The following is a 25,810-nucleotide window of genomic DNA, read 5'->3' as shown; positions in this document are numbered from 1 at the left end:
TACTAAAAGCCAAAGCCTTTCTGGTTTAGAAAGGCTTTGGCTTTTATAATTAAAAGGTTATGTTTACTAGTCTCCTAGTGTTGTAATTCTTCTTCTCCTTCTTTTAGAGGAATATTTTGAGGAACGAAATCTACATCATGTCCTGGTTTGCTATAATCATAAGCCCAACGATACACATGTGGAATGTCTCCAGGCCAGTTTCCATGCATATGCTCAACTGGTGCAGTCCACTCTAATGTTGTAGATTTCCATGGGTTCTGCGTAGCTTTCTTTCCAAAGAATATACTGCTAAAGAAGTTATATAAGTAAACGATTTGAACTGCCCCACCTATTAAAGCGAATATGGTAATAATAACGTTTACATTAGCTAAATCATCAAATAATGGGAAGTTACTATTTGTATAATAACGACGTGGTAATCCTGCCATACCAATAAAATGCATTGGGAAAAATACGCCATAAGCACAAACTGCCGTTATCCAAAAGTGGATATACCCTAAGTTTTTATTTAACATCTTACCAAACATCTTAGGATACCAGTGATAAATTCCTGCAAACATACCATACAATGCAGATATACCCATTACCAAGTGGAAGTGTGCTACTACAAAATAAGTATCATGTACATTAATATCTAAAGCACTATCTCCTAAAATAATTCCTGTTAAACCTCCTGTAATAAATGTAGATACAAAACCGATTGAAAATAGCATCGCCGGGTTCATCTGTAAGTTACCCTTCCAAAGCGTGGTTATCCAGTTAAATGCTTTTACAGCAGATGGTATAGCAATTAATAATGTTGTAAATGTAAATACAGATCCTAAGAATGGATTCATTCCTGAAACGAACATATGGTGTCCCCATACTATTGTAGAAAGGAATGCAATTGCTAAAATAGAAGCAATCATTGCACGATATCCAAAGATAGGCTTACGTGAATTGGATGCCATAATTTCGGAAACTAATCCCATTGCTGGTAATATTACAATATATACTTCAGGGTGTCCTAAGAACCAGAATAAGTGTTCAAACAATACTGGTGAACCTCCTTGATAGTGTAATACTTCTCCTTGAATAAATATATCTGATAAGAAGAATGATGTTCCAAAACTTCTATCCATTATTAATAGTAAAGCAGCAGATAATAATACAGGGAAAGATATAACCCCTATAACTGCTGTAATAAAAAAGGCCCAAATTGTTAAAGGTAGTCTTGTCATAGACATGCCTTTAGTACGTAAATTAATAACAGTAACAATATAGTTAAGTGACCCTAATAATGATGAGGCTATGAATATTGCCATAGATACCAACCATAAGGTCATACCCATTCCAGAACCTCCTTGTGCCATTGGTAAAGCACTTAATGGCGGATAAATTGTCCATCCTGCCGCTGCCGGTCCTGCTTCAACAAATAAAGAAATTACCATGATTACACTTGACAAGAAGAATAACCAATACGATACCATATTTAAGAAACCTGATGCCATATCACGTGCACCAATTTGCAACGGAATTAATAGGTTACTAAACGTACCACTTAAACCAGCTGTTAATACAAAGAATACCATAATGGTACCGTGTATAGTTACTAATGCTAAATAGATATCTGCATCCATAACACCACCTGGTGCCCATTTTCCTAATAATGCTTCAAACAATACATTAGGTTCTTCTGGCCATGCAATTTGCATACGAAACATCATAGACATTAATACACCTATAACTCCCATAATAGTACCTGTAACAAGGTACTGTTTAGCAATCATTTTATGGTCTTGACTAAATATATATTTAGTTACAAACGTTTCTTTATGATGATGTCCGTGGTCGTCTTCGTGTGCGTGAGTATCTGCGTGTGCTGACATAATCTTATATCGTTTTATCTTTTAAATTAGTTAATTAGAGAGTTTTTGAATGCTTTCTGCTCTTTTATCCAAGCATTATATTCTTCTTGAGTTTCTACAACTATCTTCATTTGCATGTTGTAATGAGACTTTCCACAAATTTTATTACATAATAGTATATAATCAAATTCGTAAGATTCTAAAGGCTCTTCTCCTTTTGCTAATAGAGGTTTACTATTCTCTACTCTAATATTATTAATTCTTTTAACTTTTTCTTGCATTTGAGGTGTTTCACGCATTTCTGCAGTAGTCACTGTTGGCGTGAAACCAAATTGTGTGATCATTCCTGGAACACAGTTCATTTGTGCTCTAAAATGTGGCATGTATGCCGAATGCAATACATCTTGTGAACGCATTTTGAATAATACAGGTTTTCCAACCGGCAAATGTAATTCAGTAGTAATTACATCATCTTGTGCATTAGGATCTGCTTCATCTATACCTAAGATGTTAGCACGATCAATATCAATTAAACGTACATTAGCTTTTCCTAAAGTATTATCTGCTCCAGCATATCTGGCTTTCCAGTTAAACTGTTGTGCATATAACTCAACTACTAAGGGATCATCACTTTCATCAACACCCATAATATTAATCCAAGTGTTTAATCCATAGATAATCAATCCAGCTAAAACGATTACTGGAATAATTGTCCAAATGGCTTCTAGTTTATTATTATCTGCAAAGAATAATGCTTTCTTCCCTTTTTCACCTTTATATTTAAACGCAAAATAGTGTAGTAAAAACTGTGTAACAGTTTGTACAAAAAAGATAATTACCATAGAAATAACCATCAAATTATCAATGGTTGGTCCATGTGCAGACGCAGAATTAGACATTAATGGTAAGTCTCCCCATTTTACTAAACAAACAATGGTTATGATATAAATGAAAGCTAAAAAGCCCATCATTAAATATGCATTCATTGTGTTATCCTTATCTGTAGCAACTTGAGTGTTTTCGTTTTTGGCTTGTGCCAAATCGAAAATCTTTACCATTTGCCAGATGGCAATTAAAATAAATACTAAAACTATAATTGTTAATAAAGCAGTCATTTGTATCGTTCGTCTTTATTTATTTCTTAATTAATAATGAAATTCTTCACTTTCTTTTCTAAAAGGATACCCTTTTACTAGTAATGGCGCTTTTGTTAAAGCTGTAAATACTATAAATATGAATAATCCTGCAAATAGTAATACTGAACTTATTTCTGGAATTCCAATAAACCATCTATCACCCACAGTCGCTGGCATAATCATATTGAAGATATCAATATAGTGACCTGCTAATATTACCAATCCTGCCATAACAACAAACCAAGGAATACGTTTGTAATCAGCATTCATTAGCATTAATATTGGAAATACGAAATTCATAACCACCATACCTAAGAAAGGTAATTTGTAATCATTGAAACGTGTTACAAAATAAGTTACCTCTTCTGGGATATTTGAGTACCAAATAAGCATGAATTGTGAAAACCATAAATAGGTCCAAAAAATACTGAATGCAAACATAAATTTAGCAACGTCATGCAAATGATTTTCATTAACAAACTCTAATTGTCCTTTAGATTTTAAATATAAAGTGATTAAAGCTAATACTGTTATACCACTTACAAACATACTTGCAAATACATACCATCCAAATAATGTTGAGAACCAGTGAGGATCTACACTCATAATCCAATCCCATGACATCATTGATTCTGTATAAATAAAGAATACTAAGAATCCTGCTGTTATACGGAATAACTTTTTGAAGTTACTTTTATCTTCTGCTGTATCTTGAGCAATTGAGAATTTACGTGAAAAGTGACGGTATAAACTCCATCCTGCGATAAATATTAAAGCACGGATAATAAATCCTGTTTTATTTAACCAACCAGACTTACCAGCTACTAGCTTATCAAAATGCTCACTTTCTGGGTTTATCATGTCTGGGTTCATCCATACAAATAAATGATCACCAGCAAAAACTGCAATAGCAACTACAATTAGAGCCCCTGGTAATAAGTAAGCTGTCATACCTTCCATAACTCTAAAGAGTACTGGAGACCAACCTGCTTGTGATGCAATTTGGATGGCATAGAATGCTAATATTCCTAAAGCAATCATCATAAAGAAAAATGCTGCTACGTATAATGCAGACCATGGTCTGTTATGAATTTGATGTTGTACATGTTTTGCATGTTCATCACCATGATGAGCATTGTCATGTGCTTCTTCTCCATGAGAAGACTCTTTAGCATGTGTATCATGACTAGCTGGAGTTGTATCATGCGTTGCTTCAGCCTCATGATGACCACTTCCATGATGAGAAGCCTCTTCAGCAAGTATAGTTTTTACTTCTTCTAAAGATTTATGAGATGTCAAAAAACCATATCCTACACCTAATGCACCTAGTATCATTAGTATGAAAGAAAATGTCTTTAATTTATTTGAAAATGTATACATATCTATAATAATCTTATCAATCTTACTTTTCTAAATCTGATTTTAACTTCAACACGTATGATACTACTTGCCAACGTTCTTCTTCGTTTAATTGGTTAGCATAAGAACCCATTGTGTTTTTACCATAATAAATAGTATGGTAAATACTTCCTGCCGTTATAGCTCTTCCTGCATCATCATAACTTGGGATACCAAGAATTTTTTCACGCTTTACAAGCTTTCCTTGTCCGTTACCTTTATTACCATGACAGATACCACAGTAGATATCGTATAAAGCTTTTCCTCTTTCTAAATCTACCTGAGTAGAATCCAAAGTACTTACTAATGTTGTTTTAGCTAACTCATAACCTTCTGTTGTATTTTCTATATCAAAAGGCACATATCCTCTTGGTATCGATCCTTCAGCTGGTAATTGTGCTTCTACACCATTCGGAAATGCTGCTTCTCCATAAGTTTCATATCCTGCAGATTCATACATGTTAGGCATGAATTGATAGTTAGGAGCTGAATCTTTTTTACATGATACAGCAACAAAAACTACTGCTACTACTAATATTTTAATTAAGCTTTTCATATTACTAAATTAATGCGCTTCTTTATCAACTAAATTAACTTCAACTGCTCCAGTTTCTTTAAGCAAGCTTTCTAATTCATTTTCATTTCCATGAACTGCTATTTCCATTAAGAAATGATCATCTGTTGTTCTAGGGTCTGGATTTTCAGCATTTTTAAAAGGCCACATTCTACTACGTAAGTAAAATGTTATTACCATTAGGTGAGCCGCAAAGAATACCGTTAATTCAAACATAATTGGCACAAATGCCGGCATGTTTTCTATATAACTAAAACTTGGTTTACCACCAATGTTCTGTGGCCAATCTTCAATCATAATGAAATTCATCATTGTGATGGCAACTGTTAAACCAACTAAACCATACATAAAAGCTGTAATAGCGATACGTGTAGGTGCTAACCCCATGGCTTTGTCTAGTCCGTGAACTGGAAATGGTGTATATATCTCTTCAATGTGATGTTTTTCTGCCTTAACTTTTTTAACAGCAGACATTAATACATCATCATCCGTATAAATAGCGTGAATAACTTTTGAAGCTTCCATTGACTATATTTAGTTTATTAAATTTTTAGCTTGTCCAGACCAATCATCACGTTCTGCTCTTCCTGGGAAAGAACCTGTAATAGAATCTAACAAGTCATATTCTTTTTTCGTCATCTTACTAACCTGAAGGAAGGTATAAATACCAATACTGTTAAGTGTTTCTTCCATTTTAGGTCCGATACCATTTACTTTCTTCAAGTCATCAGCTTCTTGTGTAGCAGCATCAAAGGCTCCTATACTTCCAAGTAAGTCATTTACTTTAGCCGAATTATCTTCTGTTGAATTATCTTTTTCTTCAGTAGGTGTCTCAGCTGCTGGTGCTGGCTTAGGAGCTTGTCCTCCAGAAGTTCTTGGATCTACCCCAGTACCTACTAAACTGTCTCCTCTTTCTCTAATTTTCTTATAACGTTCTCCAGAAGATTTCAAAATTGTTTTAACCTCTGCTTGTGCTATTACCGGGAATGTTCTTGAATATAATAAGAATAGTACAAAGAAGAATCCAATAGTACCCACAAAGATACCTATATCTACAAATGTTGGAGAGAACATGGTCCATGATGATGGTAAGTAATCTCTGTGTAACGATGTTACGATAATTACAAAACGCTCAAACCACATCCCTATATTTACCACAATAGAGATAAAGAAAGAGAACATAATACTTGTTCTTAATTTCTTAAACCACATGAATTGTGGAGAGAATACGTTACAAGTCATCATTGCCCAATATGCCCACCAGTAAGGTCCTGTTGCTCTGTTTAAGAATGCATATTGTTCGTATTCTACACCAGAATACCATGCAATAAATAACTCTGTTATATATGCTACACCTACTATAGAACCAGTAATCATAATTACTATGTTCATTAATTCGATGTGTTGTACTGTAATATAATCTTCAAGGTTACACACTTTTCTCATGATAATAAGAAGCGTGTTTACCATAGCAAATCCTGAGAATACCGCACCTGCAACGAAGTAAGGCGGGAATATAGTGGTATGCCAACCTGGAATTACCGATGTTGCGAAATCAAAGGATACAATAGTATGTACAGAAAGTACTAATGGTGTTGCTAAACCTGCAAGTACCAGAGATACTTCTTCAAAACGTTGCCAGTCTTTAGCACGACCTGACCATCCGAAACTTAATAAAGCATATATTTTCTTTTGGAAAGGCTTAATAGCTCTATCACGTAACATAGCAAAATCTGGTAATAAACCTGTCCACCAGAATACTAACGATACAGATAAATATGTAGATATTGCAAATACATCCCAAAGTAATGGTGAGTTAAAGTTTACCCATAAAGAACCAAATTGGTTTGGAATAGGTAATACCCAATATCCTAACCACGGACGACCCATGTGAATGATTGGAAACAATCCTGCCTGAACAACAGAGAAAATCGTCATTGCTTCTGCAGAACGGTTAATTGCCATTCTCCATTTTTGACGGAATAATAATAGTACTGCAGAAATAAGTGTTCCTGCGTGACCAATACCAACCCACCAAACGAAGTTAGTAATATCCCAGGCCCAACCTACGGTCTTGTTTAAACCCCAAGTTCCAATACCTGTTGAGATGGTATAAATAATACATCCAATTCCCCAAAGAAAAGCGGCAAGTGAAATACCAAAAACTATCCACCATTGTTTATTTGCTTTTCCTTCTACAGGTTTAGCCACATCTACTGTAACGTCGTGATATGATTTTTCGCCTGTAACTAAAGGTCTTCTAATAGGTGCTTCGTAATGAGACGCCATAATTATATAATTGATTCTTTAATTAGATTTATGCTTCAGTTGTATTTCTCACTTTTGTTTGATACTGTACATTAGGTTTTGTGCCTACATGCTCTAACAAGTGATACATACGGTTATCTTCTAAAAGTTTTGCAACTTTACTTTCTTTGTCATTGATATCTCCAAATGCCATAGCGCCACTGCTACAAGCTGCAGAACAAGCTGTTTGGAATTCATCTTTTCCAACTTTTCTTCCGTCGCGTTTTGCATCAAGAATAGTTTTTTGTGTCATTTGAATACACATAGAACATTTTTCCATCACACCACGAGAACGTACAACGACATCTGGGTTTAATACCATACGTCCTAAATCATCATTCATATGATAATCGAACTCATCATTTCCATTATATAAGAACCAGTTGAAACGACGTACTTTATAAGGACAGTTGTTTGCACAGTATCTAGTACCTACACAACGGTTATATGCCATATGGTTTTGACCTTGACGACCATGTGATGTTGCCGCTACTGGACATACTGTTTCACAAGGTGCGTGGTTACAATGTTGGCACATGACTGGTTGGAATGCTACTTGAGGATTCTCAGAAGCGTTTTCCATTTCACCAAATTCACTTAATGAACTTCCTAATCCAGATATGTCGTCTTTCTTAGTATTATCACCTTCAAATGATTCTTCAGATGAATAGTATCTATCAATACGTAACCAGTGCATATCTCGGCTACGACGTACTTCTGTCTTACCAACTACAGGCACATTATTCTCAGCGTGACATGCTATAACACAAGCTCCACATCCTGTACATGCATTTAAGTCAATTGATAAGTTGAAGTGATGTCCTATTGAACGATCAAATTCATCCCATAAATCAACCTCTGGTGATGTTACTGGAACAGGTTCGTGATTTAAAGATACCGTAGGAACTGCATTCCAATGTTTTTTATCTTTCGTATTGAATATCTCTAAAGTTGTTTCTTTAATGATATCACCACGTCCCATTAAGGTATTATGCAACTGTACTGAAGCAAATTCATGCTCTCCAGCTGCTGGCTCAATAGTAACTGTTTGTACATTATTGAAACCTTGGTATAATGCATAGGCGTTAACACCTGTTTGCATTTCTGTTTTTAAACCTAATGTTTTCCCATAACCTAGTGCTAATCCAACTGAACCTTTTGCTTGTCCTGGTTGAATCATTACTGGAGCAGTAATTGTTACGCCATTAACTGTAACGTTAGCATAACTACCATTGAGTGCACCGTTAGCAACGTGCTTATTCATTAGTCCTTTTTCATCAGCATCTGCTTTTGAAATCGTTAAGTAGTTATCCCAAGATGCTCTTGTAATTGGATCTGGAAACTCTTGTAACCATGGATTATTGGCTTGTTGCCCGTCTCCCATACCTACTTTGGTATATAATGTTAATTCTAATCCTTTACTTTTTGCAGAAGCGACTAAAGCTCTTGCTGCATTTCCTAAAGGTGTTGTTTCAGCAGTTTCTTCAGCATTATCATCTGATGACGTTTCCTCCTCAGTCGTATCTACTGTTTCAGTAGCAATAGTTCCAACGAACACCCCATCGTGTAGTGCTTTATTGAAAGAACTTCCTCCTAAAATATCGGTTCCCCAAGCGTCTTTAATATAATCATGGTAAGAAACATCATTTCCTGTCCATTTTAATAAAGCATCTTGAAATTGTTTGGTATCAAATAAAGGACGGATTGTTGGTTGCGTTAATGCGTAATGTCCTTTTTTAAGTTCTACATCTCCCCACGATTCTAAGTAATGAGGTGCAGCTGCAATATATTGAACTTTAGAAGACGTTTCGTCAACCTTCATTGAGAAGGCAATTGATAACTGTGTTTTCTTTAAACCTTCTTCAAATTCTGAAGCATTAGAAAGGGTGTACATTGGATTTACACCACTCATGATGATGGCTCCAACTTTACCTGCTTTCATATCTGCTATTAAACCCGCAACGGCTTTATCACTACCTTGTCTAGTTTTAATAGGTGTTTTAGGGTCGAATGCTTTACTTGCTAAAGCTTCATTTATTTCTAGAGCAACTGTTTGTGCGTTTACGTCTTGAATTCCTGTAACGACAACACCATTGCTTCCTGCCTTTTTAAGTTGCGAAGCAGCACTTTTTACAGCAGCTTCTACTTTTTCTGAAAGTCCTTTTACCGAAACATTGTTACCAGTAATTAAACTATACAATTTGGCTAAAACTAGCTTTTGTTGCGTTGGCGTTAATGGTACACGTTTATCTGCGTTAGCTCCAGTTAAAGACATATTAGACTCAAACTGCACGTGACGCGACATTTTACCGTGATCTGGCACTCTGTTTTTAGAGTAATCAGAATCAAAACCACCACCTTGCCAATCTCCTAAGAAATCTGCACCAACAGACACGATTGTCATGGCTTTAGAGAAATCGTAATTTGCTAATCCGCGTTCTCCATATTTAGCTTGGTAAGCATCTAATGCAGCAGATTCTGAAACAGCATCATAAGCTACATGACGAACATTACCATATTTTTCTTTAAATTCTGAAATCAACTTGCTAGTAGACGGGCTTGCAAATGTTTGTGTTAACAACACAATATCTTTATTTGCAGCAGCAATATTTGTTAACTTTTGAGTTGTTTCAGAGTTAAAAGTATCCCAAGAAATAGATGCTTCTCCTTTTCTAGGGCCTTGAATTCTTAAACTGTCATACAAACCTAAAACTGAAGCATTCACTCTAGCATTAGCGCTACCATTCGTAGCTGCCATAGTATTGTTTTCAATTTTAATTGGACGACCTTCTCTGGTTTTTACTAAAACACTTGCAAAATCAAATCCATCAGCAATAGTAGTTGCATAGTAGTTAGCAACCCCTGGAATAATTTCTGTTGGTTGCACTACATAAGGAATAGATTTTTTAACAGGACCTTCACAAGCCGCTAACGAGGCAGCCGCTGTACTAAAACCTACATATTTTAAGAAATCGCGACGCGTTGTAGATGTTTCTTCTAATGTTTCTTTATCACCTAAAAATTCATCAGTAGGAATCTCTTCTACAAACTCGTTTTGTTTTAGCGCCTCAACAATAGAGCTATTCTCGTTTAGCTCTTCAACACTTTTCCAGTATTTCTTGTTTGATGACATATTATATAATTGAATTACTTCTTATTATTTATTGTTTCACTTTTATAAGCACTTCGACTGCGCTCAGTGTGACATTTAATTATTTAGTAATGACATTTACCACATTCCAGTCCACCCATTTGAGCAGCTGTTAACTTATCTACACCATATTTCTTAGATAACTCTTCGTGTATTTTAGTGTAGTAGGCATTGTCTTTAACATTCACATTTGTTGTTCTATGACACTCGATACACCAACCCATTGTTAATGGTGCATGTTGATACATGACTTCCATTTCTTCAACAGGACCATGACATGTTTGACATTCAACGCCAGCAACAGAAACGTGTTGTGAGTGGTTAAAATATACAAAATCTGGCAAATTATGAATACGCACCCATTTTACTGGCTGAGAGTTTCCTGTATACTTTTGCTCGGCATCATCCCATCCTGCAGCTGCGTATAATTTTTGAATTTCAGCATTATAGTCAACACCTATTGCTTTTCCTTCTGCTAAAGTTTCCGGAGCCACTTCATAAATAGATTTATGACAATTCATACATACATTTAATGAAGGAATCCCTGATGTTTTACTTACTCTTGCAGAAGAGTGACAGTATTTACAATCGATACCATTGTCACCTGCGTGAATTCTGTGTGAGTAATGTATTGGTTGTACCGGCTCGTAACCTTGATCTATACCTATTTGCATAAAATATCCAAAAGCAAAATATGCACTAGCTAATAAAAAGAATATAGCTGTCACTAACATCAAGAATTGATTCTTAACAAAAGCTTTCCATAATGGTGTTCTTTGTGTCGCTTCGGTCAACTCAATATTCTGAGCTAAAGCAAAACGACGTAGTGTTTTATTTACTATATATAAACCAACGGCTAACAATATAAATAGAATTGCTAAAGCGCCTAAAATAAGTTCGTTTGAAATACCTCCTTCGCCAGATTCAGCATTGGCAGATTCAGTACTAACCACAGCAGCAACTGGAGCTGCTTTCTCTTCGGCTGTATATGCAAGAATATTATTTAAATCATCATCAGACAACTGTGGGAATGCTGTCATAGCTGCACCTCCATACTCATTATAAACCTTGTTTGCATAGGCATCTCCAGACTTTATAACACCTGCACTATTACGTATCCAAGCATAGATCCAATCTCTGTCTAAACCTTGATCGTCAGACAAACGTTGTTCTACATAACGTAATGCAGGACCGGTCATTTTCTTATCTAATTGATGACAGGCTGCACAATTGGCATTGAATAAAGATTTTCCTTTTGCTGGATCTCCTTCTTGGGCCGAAAGAGAGGTTGTAAACGCTAATAAAATAATTAAGCCTAAATGAAGGATGTTTTTCCCTAATTTACGGTGAATCACCTTTTCCATATTGTTAGTTAAATTAACTTCTAAACTTTAATATGATTTTTTTCATGTTTTAATAAAAAAACCACACAGTTGTAAAATCTCAGGCAAAAGTAATACTTAAAGTCGATTTTAGAAATGTTACAGAACTGTTAGTTGATAATTTAGAGACATTCTAAATAATAAAAAGGACCACAATTAAGTTTATAACGTATACATTTGTATAAATATATTTTTAACATGAAACTATTGAATATTAAAATAAGCTTTTTGAGCATTATTTGTTTTATAATTTCTTCTGCTCATTCATTTGCACAAGAAGGTAAAGTTATTATAAACCAGGATAAAAATATCGCTGCACTATTGGATTCTAAAAAAAGAACCAATAAAAATATAGATAATCCTACTAGGTATAAAATACAGATCTACTCTGGGAATCGTTCTGGATCTCAAAATGCTCAAAAAGAATTTCGTAATTCATTTACAGTTTGGAATCCTACAATTAAATATGAGTCTCCGAATTTTAAAACTTGGGTAGGTAATTTTAGAACACGTTTAGAAGCCGATAGAGCTTTAAAAAAAGTAAAGACTAAATTTCCAAATGCTTTTATATTTAAACCCAAAAAGAAGAGAAGCTAATAGCTCCTTGATGGAAAAATACCTTGTAGTGCAATTATGAAACGAACTCCTAAATAGGGGTCTCGAGTATATAATTTGGAATCACTGCTTTTAACGGTATAGGTTTCGTACGATTTTCCTTTGCCACTTTCAAAAATGGTCATTTTACGCAGTTCTTTTGATTCTGAACCTCCTTTATCACCTACCCTTATAGTATTTAAGTTATCGCCTTCTCCTGCATGAATTGGAGCTCTCCCTCTAAGATCTGGCAAATTAAATGTGGTTCTACCATCCCCTCCATAGTTTGTTCCCAACAAAGAAAATAATGCACTATACTGACTTATTTGTAATGCTTGACCATCGCAAAATGCCCATCCTCTTGGCGCAAAATCACCAGCAAACATTCTAATTTCTCCTAAAATAGGTTCTTGAGCATGTAATGTACTATTAATAGAAAGTACAAATAATAACACTAAAATTGAGAGCTTGGTTTTCATAATTGGTTTTGAGTTAAAGTTTAGACAACAATGTATTAAAATTAATTCCAATAAAAAAGCGACTCATTTCTGAGTCGCTTTAATTACTTATCTATTTATATTTTTTATTTCAATTTCTTCTTAACTTCAACTTCATGAAAGGCTTCGATAATATCTCCTTCTTTAATGTCGTTGTAGTTTTTAACTTGCATACCACAATCGTAACCTTTTGTTACTTCTTTGGCATCATCTTTAAATCGTTTTAACGACGCTAATTCACCTGTATAAACGACAACACCATCTCTAATTAAGCGGATACTTGATGACCTAAGTATTTTACCATTTGTTACCATACAACCGGCGATAGTTCCAACTTTAGATACTTTAAATATTTCTCTAATTTCTGCTGTTCCAGTAATCTCTTCTTTAAGTTCTGGAGACAACATCCCTTCCATGGCATCTTTAAGATCATTAATAGCATCGTAGATAATAGAATATGTTCTAATATCTATTTCTTCTTTATCGGCTATTGTTCTTGCGTTTCCAACTGGACGCACATTAAATCCAACAATAATAGCATCGGACGCAGATGCTAATAGCACATCACTTTCAGTAATCGCTCCAACACCTTTATGTAAAATATTAACTTGAATCTCTTCAGTAGATAATTTCTGGAACGAGTCTGTTAATGCTTCAACAGAACCATCCACATCACCTTTAAGGATAATATTTAATTCTTGGAAATCCCCTAATGCTATACGACGACCAATTTCATCCAGTGTAATATGACGTTGTGTTCTAACGGATTGTTCACGTTGTAATTGTGCTCTTTTTGACGCAATTTGTTTTGCTTCACGTTCGTCTGCAAATACATTAAATTTATCACCTGCTTGTGGTGCACCATCTAGACCAAGAATAGAAACTGGTGTAGAAGGTCCTGCTGCCTCAACATCATTCCCACGTTCGTCATGCATTGCTTTTACTTTACCACTATGTTGACCAGCCAGTACATAATCTCCAACTCTTAAAGTTCCTGCTTGTACTAAAATAGTAGATACATAACCTCTACCTTTATCTAAGAAGGCCTCCACAACTGTACCTACAGCCGGCTTAGCTGGATTTGCTTTTAACTCTAATAATTCAGCTTCAAGTAATACTTTTTCCAATAATTCTTTGATACCTGTACCTACTTTAGCTGAAATATCGTGCGATTGAATTTTACCACCCCAATCTTCAACTAAAAGGTTCATTTGTGCTAATCCTTCTTTAATTTTATCTGGATTCGCATCTGGCTTATCGATTTTATTAATTGCAAAAACAATAGGTACTCCTGCTGCTTGAGCATGAGATATAGCTTCTTTTGTTTGTGGCATAATATCATCATCTGCAGCAGCTACAATAATAGCGATATCGGTTACTTGAGCACCACGAGCACGCATTGCTGTAAAGGCCTCGTGACCTGGTGTATCTAGAAATGCAATTTCTTGTCCATTTTCTAATTCAACGCCATAAGCTCCAATATGCTGTGTGATTCCTCCAGATTCTCCTGCTATTACATTTTCTTCACGGATATAATCCAGAAGTGATGTTTTACCATGATCTACGTGTCCCATAACTGTTACAATTGGTGCACGTGGCTCTAAATCTTCTGGTTTATCTTCAACTTCTTCTATAGATTCTTCTATATCTGCCGTGATAAATTCTACTTTATAACCAAATTCTTCTGCTACGATAGAAAGTGTTTCAGCATCTAAACGCTGATTCATAGTTACCATCATACCAAGAGACATACACGCAGAAATAATTTCAGTAACACCAACATTCATCATGGTAGCGACTTCACTTGCAGTAACAAATTCTGTAACCTTAAGAATTTTACTTTCTGCTGCTTCTATTTGTTGATCAATCTCAGTTTGTTCTCTGTGTTGATCTCTTTTATCTCTTCTGTATTTTGCTCCTTTACCTTTTGAAGATTTTCCTTGAAGTTTTTCAAGTGTTTCACGTACTTGCTTTTTTACATCTTCTTCACTAGGCTCTTCCTTAACAATATTGCGACGTCCTTGACCTGGTTTACCTTTAAATCTGTCGTTACCTCCAGATCGTCCGCCTCCTTGTCTATTATTACTTTGGCCATTTCCAGATTGTGGACCACCAACTTTGCTAATACGTCTACGTTTCTTCTTATTAGCAGCTCCTGCATCTCCTGTTTTGGCTTCTGGCTTCTTCTCTTCTTTCTTTTTCTTTGGTTTATTAAATTGAGATAAATCAATTTTATCTCCTGCTATTTTTGGACCTGTAAGTTTCTTATACTGTGTTGTAACCTTTTCATCTGGAAGCACTTCCCCATCTTCGTTTATAATATGTTTCTTTGATTTCTCTTCCTGTTTTTCTTCAACTTTCTTCTTCTTCTCTACAACAGGTTTTTCAGCTAGTTTAGATTTTATTTCTTCCTTAACAGGCTCCTCTGAAACTTCTTTTTTTACGGCTTCCTTTTTAACAGGCTCTACTTTTTCTACTTTTTCAGCAGGTTTAGCAACCTCTTCTACTTTTTCGGCTTTCTTAGAAACAGCTTCGGCTTTCTTTTTCTTCGGTTCTAAATCGATTTTTCCAACTTGCTTTGGTCCAGAAAGTTCCGCAGCTGCTTTAACTATTTCTTCTTTTCTGGCTGTCGCTTTTTGTTTCTCTTCAAGTTCACGCTCGCGTTGCTCTCGCAGCACTTCTTTTTCTTTTATTTTAGCTTCACCGACTTCTTTAGATGCTACTTTTTTATTTGCATCTGTTTGAAATTCATTAGAAAGAACCGTATATGTTTCTTCTGAAATTTTTGTAGTAGGTCGTTTCTCTATTTCAATACCTTTAGAATCTAAAAATTCTACGGCACGATCTAGAGAGATATTAAGCTCACGTAATACTTTATTTAATCTAATTGTTTCAGCCATAAATCGCCTTTAAAATACTCAAATATATATTTATATCAATTATTAATTGATATTATTCTTCGAATTCTTCTTTCAAAATTCTAATAACTTCATTAATTGTTTCTTCTTCTAAGTCTGTTCTTTTTACTAAATCGTTTACTTCTTGCTCTAAAATACTTTTAGCAGTATCTAATCCAGCTTTACTAAACTCTTCAATAATCCACCCTTCTATTTCGTCAGAGAATTCTCTTAATTCTACATCTTCTTCTGCACCTTCTCTAAACACATCAATCTCATAACCAGTTAATTGACCTGCTAAACGGATATTATGTCCGCCTCTACCAATCGCTTTACTTACTTCTTCTGGTTTTAAAATAACTTCTGCTCTTTTTGTTTCTTCATTCAATTTTATTGAAGTCACTCTTGCAGGACTTAATGCTCTTGTTATGTATAATTGTAAATTATTTGTATAATTTATTACATCTATATTTTCATTACCTAATTCGCGAACAATTCCATGAATTCTTGAACCTTTCATACCAACACAAGCTCCAACAGGATCTATTCTATCATCATAAGAATCTACCGCTACTTTTGCTTTTTCTCCTGGAATTCTTACTACATTTTTAATCGTAATTAAACCATCAAAAACCTCTGGTATTTCTTGTTCAAATAATTTCTCTAAAAACACAGGAGAGCTTCTAGACATTAAAATAGTTGGTTTTGCTCCTTTAAGCTCAACAGCATCAATAACACCTCTTACATTATCTCCTTTTCTAAAAAAGTCTGAAGGTATTTGTCTATCTTTTGGTAATACAATTTCGTTACCTTCATCATCCAACAAAATAACTGCTCTGTGACGAATATGGTGTACTTCAGCTGTATAAATTTCTCCTATTAAATCTTTAAATTGTTTATAAATTATGGTGTTATCGTGCTCATGAATTTTAGAAATCAAATTTTGACGTAATGCTAAAATAGCTCTTCTTCCTAAATCAATCAGCTTTACTTCTTCAGATACATCTTCTCCTACTTCAAAATCGGGCTCAATTTTTCGAGCTTCAGTCAAAGAAATTTCCTGGTTTGGTTCTTCAACTTCTCCATCTCCTACTACGACTCTATTTCTCCAAATTTCTAAATCTCCTTTATCTGGGTTTACAATAATATCAAAATTATCATCATCGCCATACTTCTTTTTTAAGGCGCTCCTAAATACATCTTCTAAAATTGCCATTAACGTTACTCTGTCAATTAGCTTATCGTCTTTGAATTCTGAAAAAGATTCAATTAACGCGATATTTTCCATAACTCTTTTGAATTAAAATTTAATCATAACTTTTGCTTCTACAATATTTTCGTAAGCGATATTCGCTTGTTTTTTTACAGTTACTTTACCTTTTCCTATAGGTTTTGGCTCTCTAACTTTCCATTCTAATTTAATATCATTATCTGTTACTTCTGTAAGTGTGCCTTCCATTGTATCGGAAGCCGTTTTCACATCAAGTATCCTATTTAAATTCTTCTTATACTGTCTTTTGTGAACTAAAGGCGATGTTGCTCCTGCAGACATCACTTCTAAAGAGAAATCCTGTTCTTCTCTATCAAGATTATGCTCAATGGCTCTACTAATAAACATACAGTCTTCAACTAAAACACCGTTATCTCCATCTATCGTTACCTTAATTTGATTATCTCCTTGAATAGAAAAATCTATAAGAAATAAATCTGGTCTTTCAATTAACGCCGCTTCTAATAATTCTGTAACAGTACTTTTAAACATTTTTTAGTATAAAAAGAGGGGACTTTCCGTCCCCTCATTTCTTAAATTTCGCCTTTCAACGGTGCAAATATATAATATTTTATTGATTTCTAAAGGAATATTTCATAAATTTAGGTACATCATACTTGTTATTTTATGAAAAAAATACTAGTTCCCACAGACTTTTCAACTCAAGCAGAAAATGCTTTAAAAGTAGCAGCCCAATTAGCTAGAAAATATAATTGCGAAATTTATTTATTACACATGCTTGAAATACCATTACATGAGGTTGATGCCTTAAGCTCTTATAACAGTTTACCTGAGGCTATTTATTTTATGAAATTAGCACATAAACAGTTTGAAGAATTAAAAGCTAAAGATTATCTAAAAGACTTAACCATACATGAAATGGTTGAGCTTAAAGAGATTTTTAAAGGCATTTTCCACAGTTCCAAAAAACATGATATAGATTTAGTTATAATGGGGTCTAATGGTGTAAGTGGTTTAAAAGAAATGCTGATTGGGAGCAATACAGAAAAAGTAGTTCGCACTTCTGAAACCCCTGTTTTAGTTATAAAAAATGAGCACAAAGCTTTTAAAATTAAAGATTTTGTTTTTGCTTCAGATTTCAAAGACGAAAGCAAAGCAACTTACGAGAAGGCTGTTTATTTTGCTAATATTTTAAAGGCCAAAATACATTTACTCATGGTAAATACACCTAATAAATTTATGACCTCTGCTAAATCGAAACGTAGAATGAAAACATTTATTGAAGCTTTCGATTTTAAAAATTATACAACTAATATTTATAACGATATTAGTATTGAAAAAGGCATCATGAATTTTTCTCAATCTATAAAAGCAGATTTAATTGGCATGAGCACTCATGGAAGACAGGGCATTTCTCATTTCTTTAATGGTAGTATTAGTGAGGATTTGGTTAACCACGCCAAACGTCCCGTAATTACTTTTAAGATTTAACACTAATTAATTTACTGAAATAAAATAAAGCTCTGAAAAAGTTTATTTTTTTGTCCGTTCGAGCGCAGTCGAGAACTAAAATACTTCTTTTAGATTAAGAAGGTTTCGACTGCGCTCAACCAGACATTCAATTTTTATTTACCTCTGCAGGAGTTTTGTTTATGCGTTTTGATGTAAATTTATAATTTAACAAAACGCTTAACACCGTGTGCTTCTGTTTTTATAATATAAATACCCGAAGTTAGTTGAGACACATTTAAAGACGTTTCTTTTTCAAACCTTTTTATCTCTTGCCCACTTACATTATAAATAATTCCGGATAATGTTTTATTGAACTTCAAATCGCTCAAAACAACAGGGTTTGGATACATTTTAAAGTCATTTTTTGCTACTTCATTACTAATACTTAAAGCAGAATCATCTATTTGGATAATCCCTAAAGTTCCACTGACTTCATAACCTACTAAAAGTAGATTTTTAGAATTCGGGCTGTCTGCTGCAGAAACAAATTTTATAATTTCTGGAGCCACATCACCAGATGTTCTATTTCCCTTATAGTAGGTAATGAACTCTACATCATTAGGGTCTGTAATATCATACATTAATATGGCGCTTTGTCTTTCTAAACCAATAAAGGCATATGTTTTACCATCAATTGCCCCAATAGCAACGGCTTCTGGTTCTCCACCTTTATCGTCAGATCTGTCGTCAACGTCTCCTTCATCTTCATTAAATAAAGCCGATTCTTCTGAAGCTATTTTTTGTCCAAATTGATCTGCACTATCAAACACCAAGTTTCCATATTCATCAAAAATTGAAAATGATCTTGCTCCATAAGAATAGATTTGCTCAATAGTTCCATCGTTATTATAATCGCCTGTTGCTGTTGTTGTTTTCAACCTTCCTAAATCTGTATCTGTTTGAAGCGTTGCGGCATTTGGATAGTATGATGCATTCAATGTTAAATCCTTTACACGCTCTTCTTCCGAATACCCATCATAATCTCTAGCATCTCCTTCATTAGCGGTTACAATATAATTGACTCCACCTGCTTTGTATGATGCAATTCCATCTGGCATAAACATGCCTAAAGTAGGATGTTGTGTTATATTAATAGCACTATCTTTATTAGAAGCGTCAAAACCATAATCGTTTGCAAAAGAAATGATTCCTAGCACACTATTATCTGTAATACCTGCTCCTGCCAATCCAAAATCATTATCATTTATAATGGCTATTTCATTGTTTGGCAACAAGGCTATTCCTTCAGCTTTATCAGATCCTTGATAACCAATAGACGGCAAATTGAACATTTTTGTTTTATGAACTGCCTGAATATTTTGAGCTGCAATTTCATCTGCTGTTAACTCTTCTAATTCTTTAGCTCCTGTGATAACAGTATTCAAAATGTTAGTAGCGAAATTGATATCTATTCCAAACACATATTTTTTTCCTGTGGATACGGTTGGCCCTTCCGAATCTCTTTCTATAACTAAAAATTTACCGTTTCCTGTATAAACAGCATCACCAATTTTATCTACTCTAGAAGAGGCATAACCAGCATCTTTATTTCTTTCCAATAGATACACATATTCTTCAACCGGAGCGCCTGTAGCACAACTGATTCCTAAAATCCTGATAACATCCGAATTATTTTTAGTAGCACTAGAAGGGTTATATAATGGTGATTGAATAAATGCATATATAATATGATTCACCTCATCATAGGCAATGGCCTCAAAACCTCTGTTTGCTCTTCTTTTAGAGTAAACTTCTGGTAAAGTTTCAGCACCATAGGTTCCTACTGGTTGTGGTGTTGTTCCTAATAATGATGTTCCAGATGGCACATAGCGTTCTATTAGTTTCCCCATCGCATTAAACTGATATATCGCTGGCCTGTACTCATCACACATCCAAAAGTTACCATTTTTATCTATTAAAACACCTTCAAAATCTCCACCATATTCATCGTAAGACAACTCATGGTATTCTTCTGAAGCACCATCAACATAATCAGCATTTGTGTAAGCCGTAGATGCATCTGTATACGTCACAGGAACCTCATCAAATCCCGGTATATTTCCTCTTCCGGTAATAGGTGTTGTGCCATCTTTTCTTGTTAGTAAGATTTGATCATCTAAAGTAATCGCTCCTGTTGTTTTATTTAAAGTGAATTTCGCAATTCTACCTTGATAATCCGGTAATTTAAACGGCCTTAAATTTTGAGAAGCAGCAGGGGTTACATCTGCTTTTTTAACGGCACCATCATTTGGACCTCTATCTGGGACTGCATAAAAAACATAATCTGTAGCAGTAGAATTTGCTTCATCATAAAACAATCCTGAAAAACCTCCTAAAGAAACAGGTGCTTGACCTCCATCATAAACAGGCGTTCCTAATACTGGCCAATTAGTAACTAAATCATTAACAATATAACTTGTAACCGTTGGAGTTCCTAATAGATGATTTTTATAACCAAGGGGTAATATATCTAGAACAGTATTATTGGTTAAATCTAAAACAACTAGGGCATTGTTTTCCTGACAATTTACATAAGCTTTTGTGCCATCTTCTATAACCGTTATGAATTCTGGTTCTAAATCTTGAGACACTGTTGCAGCGCCGTTGTTTCCAAAAATACGAATGCCTTTATTTTGAAGTGATACTTTTTTATCATTATAACTATTAAAATTAATTGAAGTTGTTGTAGCAGACATTATACCACCGCTTAAATCTATAACATCAATAGTTCCTTCTGGGTCATTAGTATAATCATCTGATGGTTCGCCTTCATTAGCCACTAACAGCTTAGTACCGTCTGGTGTAAAGGTTATCATATCTGGTAATGCTCCAACAGTAATCTCATCTATATAAATACCGTCTAAATCAAAAAAAACTATTTTCCCAGGGTCTTGTTTAGGACTAGCCTCGACAGCTATAGCTACCACATTTCCGCTTATTGCAATGGAATTGGGTCCTGCTCCATAAGTTGATAAATCTACATTTTTAACCAATGTGGGAGTGGTAGGATCACTAATATCTACTATTGTAAAACTATTATTTGACGAATTAGTAAGAAAGGCTTGTTGGTTAGTTGCATCATGAGCAACAGTCTCTGCAGAATCTGACATGGTTGTATCATAACCAGACAAATACTGTAGGTCTTGACCTTGTACTGTTGTAAAAGATAGCGCTAGAAAACTAGCGATGAGAGTAATTTTTTTCATTTTATTTATAAGGATTAATTAATCCTGTAAATAAAAGAATTACAAGCTTTTTCAATATTACCTCATAATTATTTTGATGTAAACTATAAGCTTGTAATTTTAACTTAATGCAATCTTAACTTTATCAAGGTTAAGTAAATATTAAAGGGGGTTAAATTATTGAAGGTATAATTATGTGTAAACTCGAAATGGTGTCTTTTCGAAAAGCTAAGTATCCCAGCCCTAGTATTTACTAGTGTTGTACCGAATTAAAAACACAAAAGTGATTCTATTTCTAAAACAATTCCTTTTATTATTTTTTCTTACTCTTATCGCCACTAGTAAATACTAGCGGTAGCCATACTAGGGAACAGCGAAGCTTCTTAATGCTAGCCATACTGGGGACATTAGGCTTCTTTCTTCAAACAAAAAACCCCAATCAAATTTAATGATCGAGGTTTTACAATTTATGTTGGCCCACTAGGGCTCGAACCTAGACTCTTTGGTACCAAAAACCAACGTGTTGCCAGTTACACCATGGGCCAATGTGCTATTGAGGGTGCAAATTTAGTACAAAGTTTTATTTCTACAAGTATTTTTTAAAAAATAATTTAGAATACTTTACGTTTCTTAAAAAAACGCTTGAAATATCATCGGTTTATCATCATTATTTTTTATGTCTGATGCTGTTTTTCGTCGTTTATATATGTTAAGAGTAACTAAATAGTTATGCCTCATTTCATATTTATTACTAAATTCGCCAAAGCAAAAAAATATAGATATTTATGGAACATTTCAACTTTAAAAAATGGAATACAGTTTTAGGTTGGTTCTCTTTTTTAATAGCTCTCGTTACTTATACACTAACCGTTGAGCCTACCGTGAGTTTCTGGGATGCTGGCGAATATATTTTAACATCATCTAAATTACAAGTTGGGCACCCTCCTGGAGCACCATTATTTCAAATGTTTGGTGCCTTTTTCTCCATTTTTGCTTTAGAACCTTCACAAATTGGATGGGTAATGAATATGATGAGTGCTGTATCTAGTGCATTCACTATCCTTTTTATGTTTTGGACCATTACTTTATTACTAAAAAAGCTTGTTGGTAACAATAAAGATCTTAATAAAAGCCAATCCATGGCCATTCTTGGAAGTGGTTTAGTCGGCAGTTTAGCGTTTACATTTACAGACTCTTTTTGGTTTAATGCAGTTGAAACCGAGGTATACGCTATGGCGACCTTAATTATGGCTATTTTATTTTGGCTAGGGTTACGCTGGGAACAGGACATGAATAAGCCTCGTGGTAATCGTTGGCTTATTTTAATTGCTTTTGTTATTGGTTTATCTTTTGGGGTGCACTTTATGGGGCTCTTAACCATTCCTGCTATTGGTCTTGTTTATTATTTTAAAAACTACAAAACCATTACCGTTCAAAACTTTATTATAGCCAATGTTGTTTCAGTTGCAGTTTTACTATTTATTTTTAAACTTTTGGCTCCAAATATTCTTAAGATTTTTAGTGTTTTCGAAATCTTTTTTGTGAATACCATCGGATTACCTTTTAATTCCGGATCTATAATTGCAGGTATATTCTTAGTAGCTATTATATATTTTGCATTGCGTTACACCAGACAAAAAAACTTTGTTCATCTAAACACAGGAATCCTTTGTTTAACCTTTGTCATTATTGGGTTTTCCACATGGCTAATGCTTCCTATTCGCGCAAACGCCAATGTGGTTATTAATGAAAACAATCCATCGAGTGCTAGAGAATTACTGGCTTATTATAATTTAGAGCAATATCCTGAAACACATTTGTTTTATGGGCCTCAGTTTACAGATCAGTATGCTTACCTTGATGAGAATAACCCATATGTAGATGACAAACCTAAATATGAAAAAGACGAAACAAAAGGAGAATATGTTGTAGTAAACGATTATAAAGACGCAAAACAAAATTACAACTCAAAACATGCTTCTATTTTACCTCGTATGTGGAGTGCAGAACATGCTGAAAACTATATGATGTTTTCCGGGTTTTTAAACTTTAAGCTAAAGCCCGATTATCAAATGGAAAACCAATTGCGGACAACTGTTTCAGACTTTAAGAATAATGTCGCAAAAGGCAATGTAGATTATGAGGATTACAACAATTTCCTAAAACGATTTAAAGATTATATAGACATTGAAAAACCCTCGCTTGGAAGCAACATCGCTTACATGCTTGAATACCAACTAGGATATATGTATTGGCGTTATTTTATGTGGAATTTTTCCGGACGGCAAGACGATATTCAAGGACGTTATGATAATCACGGAAACTGGATTACTGGTATAAAGCCCATAGATGAAGTGCTATTAGGTTTTTCGCAAGATAATTTACCTGGTGATGTTAAAAATAATAAAGCACGAAACACCTATTACATGTTACCTTTTATCTTAGGTATTCTAGGGTTCTTCTTTTTATTCAACAGAGATAAAAAACTATTCTGGACCATGCTTGTTTTTTTCCTTTTTACGGGATTAGCTATTCAGGTATATACCAATGTACGTCCATTTGAACCTCGTGAACGTGACTATTCGGTTGTAGGTTCTTTTTATGTATTTGCGCTTTGGATTGGCTTTGGAGTATATGCTATTTTTGATGTGTTAAAAAAATACATACCAAAAAAGTTAGCTGCACCTATAATTACAGTAGCTTGTTTAATATTAGTTCCTGGTATTTTAGCTGCCAACAATTGGGATGACCATGATCGATCTGGTAAATATACAGCCCAAGCTATGGCAAGAAAGTATTTAGATTCTTGTGCGGAAAATGCTATTTTATTTACTATTGGTGATAATGATACGTTTGCGCTTTGGTATGCTCAGGAAATTGAAGGCTATAGAACCGATGTACGCGTAGTTAATACTAGTTTATTCCAAACAGATTGGTATATAGACCAAATGAAACGTAAGGCATACGAAAGTGACCCTATACCATCTCAATTGACACATGATTTATATAAATACGGTACAAATGATTATATAGTAATACAGCCCGTTATAAAAGACACATTAGAAGTAAAACAATTTTTGGATTTTGTGGGTAGCGACAATCCTAAAACAAAATACAGATATGTTTTACAGCAAAAAGGCGTTGATCTTTCTCAAGTTAGAAGCCAAGATTTAAACGCCACATACCTCCCTACTGAATTTTTAAGAATTCCTGTAAATAAACAGAATGCTTTAAAGTCTGGTATTGTAAAGTCTGAGGATGCAGATAAAATAGTGCCTTACATTGACATAAAAATTAAAGGGGGTGCGCTTTACAAAAACAGATTACTTATGCTTGATATTGTCGCCAACAACGAATGGAAACGCCCTATATATTTTACTGGGGGTAGTTTTGGTGATGATGATTATATCTGGATGAAAGATTATCTACAGCTTGATGGTATGTGCTATAAACTAGTCCCTATCAAAACACCTGTAGACAGAGCGAATCCTTTTGATATGGGACGCGTAGATTCTGATCTTATGTATGAAAAGGTAAAAAAATGGAATTGGGGTAATAGTGGTAGTCCAGATATTTACCATGATGTTGAAACTCGTAAGAACTCTATAACTTATAGAGGAAACTTAGCGAGGTTAATTGAAACATTAATTAATGAAGAAAAACTAGATAAGGCTGAAGAAATAGCAGATCTTGCTATGAACAATATGCCTGTTGAATATTTTGGATATTATACACTTTTAGAGCCCTACATTAGTGCATACTACGAAGTTGGAAATAAAGAAAAAGCACAGCGTTTATTTAAAGACGTTGCTAAAAAATACCAAGAAAACTTAAGTTACTATAGTAGTCTAAAAACAGATAATCAAGAACGTTTATTTGAGGATATTTACACAGACATTCAACGTTATAAAGGATTGATAGATGTTTTAGTAGAATATGACATAGAATTTGCTAAAAAAGAAGGTGATATATTTAATAACCATTTAAAAGCTTTTAGGCATTTTTATGGTGATGAGCCAGAAGAAGAATTAACACCAAAAGTTGAAAAAGATATTCCGTCAATGGATAGTATCATACCAATTGACAGTACTAATTAATT

At 34.3% G+C, this 25,810-nt stretch carries 16 protein-coding genes and 1 tRNA gene; 3 read left to right on the top strand and 14 right to left on the bottom strand.

The features are described 5' to 3' along the window. Positions 1-74: 74 nt before the first annotated feature. The 8 genes from Q4Q34_RS09630 to Q4Q34_RS09595 all read right to left on the bottom strand — a co-directional run bounded on the left by Q4Q34_RS09630 (position 75) and on the right by Q4Q34_RS09595 (position 11,777). Positions 75-1,868, bottom strand: coding sequence for a cytochrome c oxidase subunit I (locus Q4Q34_RS09630; RefSeq protein WP_303318668.1), 1,794 nt, complete (start codon positions 1,866-1,868; stop codon positions 75-77). A 26-nt stretch (positions 1,869-1,894) separates the two neighbouring features. Continuing rightward, positions 1,895-2,962, bottom strand: coding sequence for a cytochrome c oxidase subunit II (locus Q4Q34_RS09625; RefSeq protein WP_303318669.1), 1,068 nt, complete (start codon positions 2,960-2,962; stop codon positions 1,895-1,897). A gap of 30 nt (positions 2,963-2,992) precedes the next feature. Next, on the bottom strand, positions 2,993-4,363 hold the full coding sequence (locus tag Q4Q34_RS09620; RefSeq protein WP_303318670.1) for a quinol:cytochrome C oxidoreductase: 1,371 nt from the start codon (positions 4,361-4,363) through the stop codon (positions 2,993-2,995). A 22-nt stretch (positions 4,364-4,385) separates the two neighbouring features. Beyond that, a complete protein-coding gene (locus Q4Q34_RS09615; protein WP_303318671.1) occupies positions 4,386-4,937 on the bottom strand; it encodes a c-type cytochrome in 552 nt (183 codons plus the stop codon). A 9-nt stretch (positions 4,938-4,946) separates the two neighbouring features. Then, on the bottom strand, positions 4,947-5,480 hold the full coding sequence (locus tag Q4Q34_RS09610) for a DUF3341 domain-containing protein (RefSeq protein WP_303318672.1): 534 nt from the start codon (positions 5,478-5,480) through the stop codon (positions 4,947-4,949). Positions 5,481-5,489: 9 nt separating this feature from the next. Further along, positions 5,490-7,244, bottom strand: a complete 1,755-nt coding sequence (gene nrfD / locus Q4Q34_RS09605; RefSeq protein ID WP_303318673.1) for an NrfD/PsrC family molybdoenzyme membrane anchor subunit — start codon at positions 7,242-7,244, stop codon at positions 5,490-5,492. Positions 7,245-7,272: 28 nt separating this feature from the next. Continuing rightward, positions 7,273-10,395, bottom strand: coding sequence for a TAT-variant-translocated molybdopterin oxidoreductase (locus Q4Q34_RS09600; protein WP_303318674.1), 3,123 nt, complete (start codon positions 10,393-10,395; stop codon positions 7,273-7,275). Positions 10,396-10,478: 83 nt separating this feature from the next. Continuing rightward, positions 10,479-11,777, bottom strand: coding sequence for a c-type cytochrome (locus Q4Q34_RS09595; protein WP_303318675.1), 1,299 nt, complete (start codon positions 11,775-11,777; stop codon positions 10,479-10,481). 246 nt (positions 11,778-12,023) lie between these two features. Between Q4Q34_RS09595 and Q4Q34_RS09590 the strand changes: the two genes are divergently transcribed. Next, positions 12,024-12,392, top strand: a complete 369-nt coding sequence (locus tag Q4Q34_RS09590; protein WP_303318676.1) for an SPOR domain-containing protein — start codon at positions 12,024-12,026, stop codon at positions 12,390-12,392. Here the strand turns inward: Q4Q34_RS09590 and Q4Q34_RS09585 are convergent. The 4 genes from Q4Q34_RS09585 to rimP form a co-directional block, all read right to left on the bottom strand. After that, a complete protein-coding gene (locus Q4Q34_RS09585) occupies positions 12,389-12,775 on the bottom strand; it encodes a phage tail protein (RefSeq protein WP_303318765.1) in 387 nt (128 codons plus the stop codon). The genes Q4Q34_RS09590 and Q4Q34_RS09585 overlap by 4 nt on opposite strands. 197 nt (positions 12,776-12,972) lie before the next feature. Next, entirely contained in the window at positions 12,973-15,786 is a 2,814-nt protein-coding gene (gene infB, locus Q4Q34_RS09580) for a translation initiation factor IF-2 (RefSeq protein ID WP_303318677.1), read from the bottom strand. Positions 15,787-15,838: 52 nt separating this feature from the next. After that, positions 15,839-17,071: a transcription termination factor NusA gene (gene nusA / locus Q4Q34_RS09575; protein WP_303318678.1), complete on the bottom strand. Its 1,233-nt coding sequence runs from the start codon at positions 17,069-17,071 to the stop codon at positions 15,839-15,841. Between the two features lie 12 nt (positions 17,072-17,083). Continuing rightward, positions 17,084-17,545, bottom strand: coding sequence for a ribosome assembly cofactor RimP (gene rimP, locus Q4Q34_RS09570; protein ID WP_303318679.1), 462 nt, complete (start codon positions 17,543-17,545; stop codon positions 17,084-17,086). Between the two features lie 135 nt (positions 17,546-17,680). Between rimP and Q4Q34_RS09565 the strand changes: the two genes are divergently transcribed. After that, complete coding sequence (locus Q4Q34_RS09565) at positions 17,681-18,505, top strand: universal stress protein (RefSeq protein WP_303318680.1); 825 nt, start codon at positions 17,681-17,683, stop codon at positions 18,503-18,505. Between the two features lie 179 nt (positions 18,506-18,684). Here the strand turns inward: Q4Q34_RS09565 and Q4Q34_RS09560 are convergent, their stop codons facing one another. Together Q4Q34_RS09560 and Q4Q34_RS09555 are read right to left on the bottom strand one after the other, a co-directional pair. Next, on the bottom strand, positions 18,685-21,732 hold the full coding sequence (locus Q4Q34_RS09560) for a choice-of-anchor I domain-containing protein (protein ID WP_303318681.1): 3,048 nt from the start codon (positions 21,730-21,732) through the stop codon (positions 18,685-18,687). A gap of 451 nt (positions 21,733-22,183) precedes the next feature. Continuing rightward, positions 22,184-22,256 (bottom strand) — tRNA-Gln (locus tag Q4Q34_RS09555). Between the two features lie 240 nt (positions 22,257-22,496). On the opposite strand from Q4Q34_RS09555, the gene Q4Q34_RS09550 reads away from it, so the two are divergent. Then, the gene (locus Q4Q34_RS09550; RefSeq protein ID WP_303318682.1) at positions 22,497-25,808 is read left to right on the top strand and encodes a DUF2723 domain-containing protein; all 3,312 of its coding nucleotides are present in this window, start codon (positions 22,497-22,499) and stop codon (positions 25,806-25,808) included. The last annotated feature ends 2 nt before the right edge of the window (positions 25,809-25,810 follow it).

The sequence above is a fragment of the Flavivirga abyssicola genome (assembly GCF_030540775.2).
GTDB classification, from domain to species: domain Bacteria; phylum Bacteroidota; class Bacteroidia; order Flavobacteriales; family Flavobacteriaceae; genus Flavivirga; species Flavivirga abyssicola.
This window is presented reverse-complemented; position numbering and strand designations above follow the sequence as displayed.

Coding starts and splice junctions, on each gene's coding strand:
- Q4Q34_RS09560 (WP_303318681.1), bottom strand. CDS start 21,732: ATGAAAAAAATTACTCTCATCGCTAGTTTTCTAGCGCTATCTTTTACA.
- Q4Q34_RS09610 (WP_303318672.1), bottom strand. CDS start 5,480: ATGGAAGCTTCAAAAGTTATTCACGCTATTTATACGGATGATGATGTA.
- Q4Q34_RS09625 (WP_303318669.1), bottom strand. CDS start 2,962: ATGACTGCTTTATTAACAATTATAGTTTTAGTATTTATTTTAATTGCC.
- Q4Q34_RS09620 (WP_303318670.1), bottom strand. CDS start 4,363: ATGTATACATTTTCAAATAAATTAAAGACATTTTCTTTCATACTAATG.
- Q4Q34_RS09595 (WP_303318675.1), bottom strand. CDS start 11,777: ATGGAAAAGGTGATTCACCGTAAATTAGGGAAAAACATCCTTCATTTA.
- Q4Q34_RS09585 (WP_303318765.1), bottom strand. CDS start 12,775: ATGTTTGCTGGTGATTTTGCGCCAAGAGGATGGGCATTTTGCGATGGT.
- Q4Q34_RS09600 (WP_303318674.1), bottom strand. CDS start 10,395: ATGTCATCAAACAAGAAATACTGGAAAAGTGTTGAAGAGCTAAACGAG.
- infB (WP_303318677.1), bottom strand. CDS start 15,786: ATGGCTGAAACAATTAGATTAAATAAAGTATTACGTGAGCTTAATATC.
- rimP (WP_303318679.1), bottom strand. CDS start 17,545: ATGTTTAAAAGTACTGTTACAGAATTATTAGAAGCGGCGTTAATTGAA.
- Q4Q34_RS09565 (WP_303318680.1), top strand. CDS start 17,681: ATGAAAAAAATACTAGTTCCCACAGACTTTTCAACTCAAGCAGAAAAT.
- Q4Q34_RS09630 (WP_303318668.1), bottom strand. CDS start 1,868: ATGTCAGCACACGCAGATACTCACGCACACGAAGACGACCACGGACAT.
- Q4Q34_RS09550 (WP_303318682.1), top strand. CDS start 22,497: ATGGAACATTTCAACTTTAAAAAATGGAATACAGTTTTAGGTTGGTTC.
- nrfD (WP_303318673.1), bottom strand. CDS start 7,244: ATGGCGTCTCATTACGAAGCACCTATTAGAAGACCTTTAGTTACAGGC.
- nusA (WP_303318678.1), bottom strand. CDS start 17,071: ATGGAAAATATCGCGTTAATTGAATCTTTTTCAGAATTCAAAGACGAT.
- Q4Q34_RS09615 (WP_303318671.1), bottom strand. CDS start 4,937: ATGAAAAGCTTAATTAAAATATTAGTAGTAGCAGTAGTTTTTGTTGCT.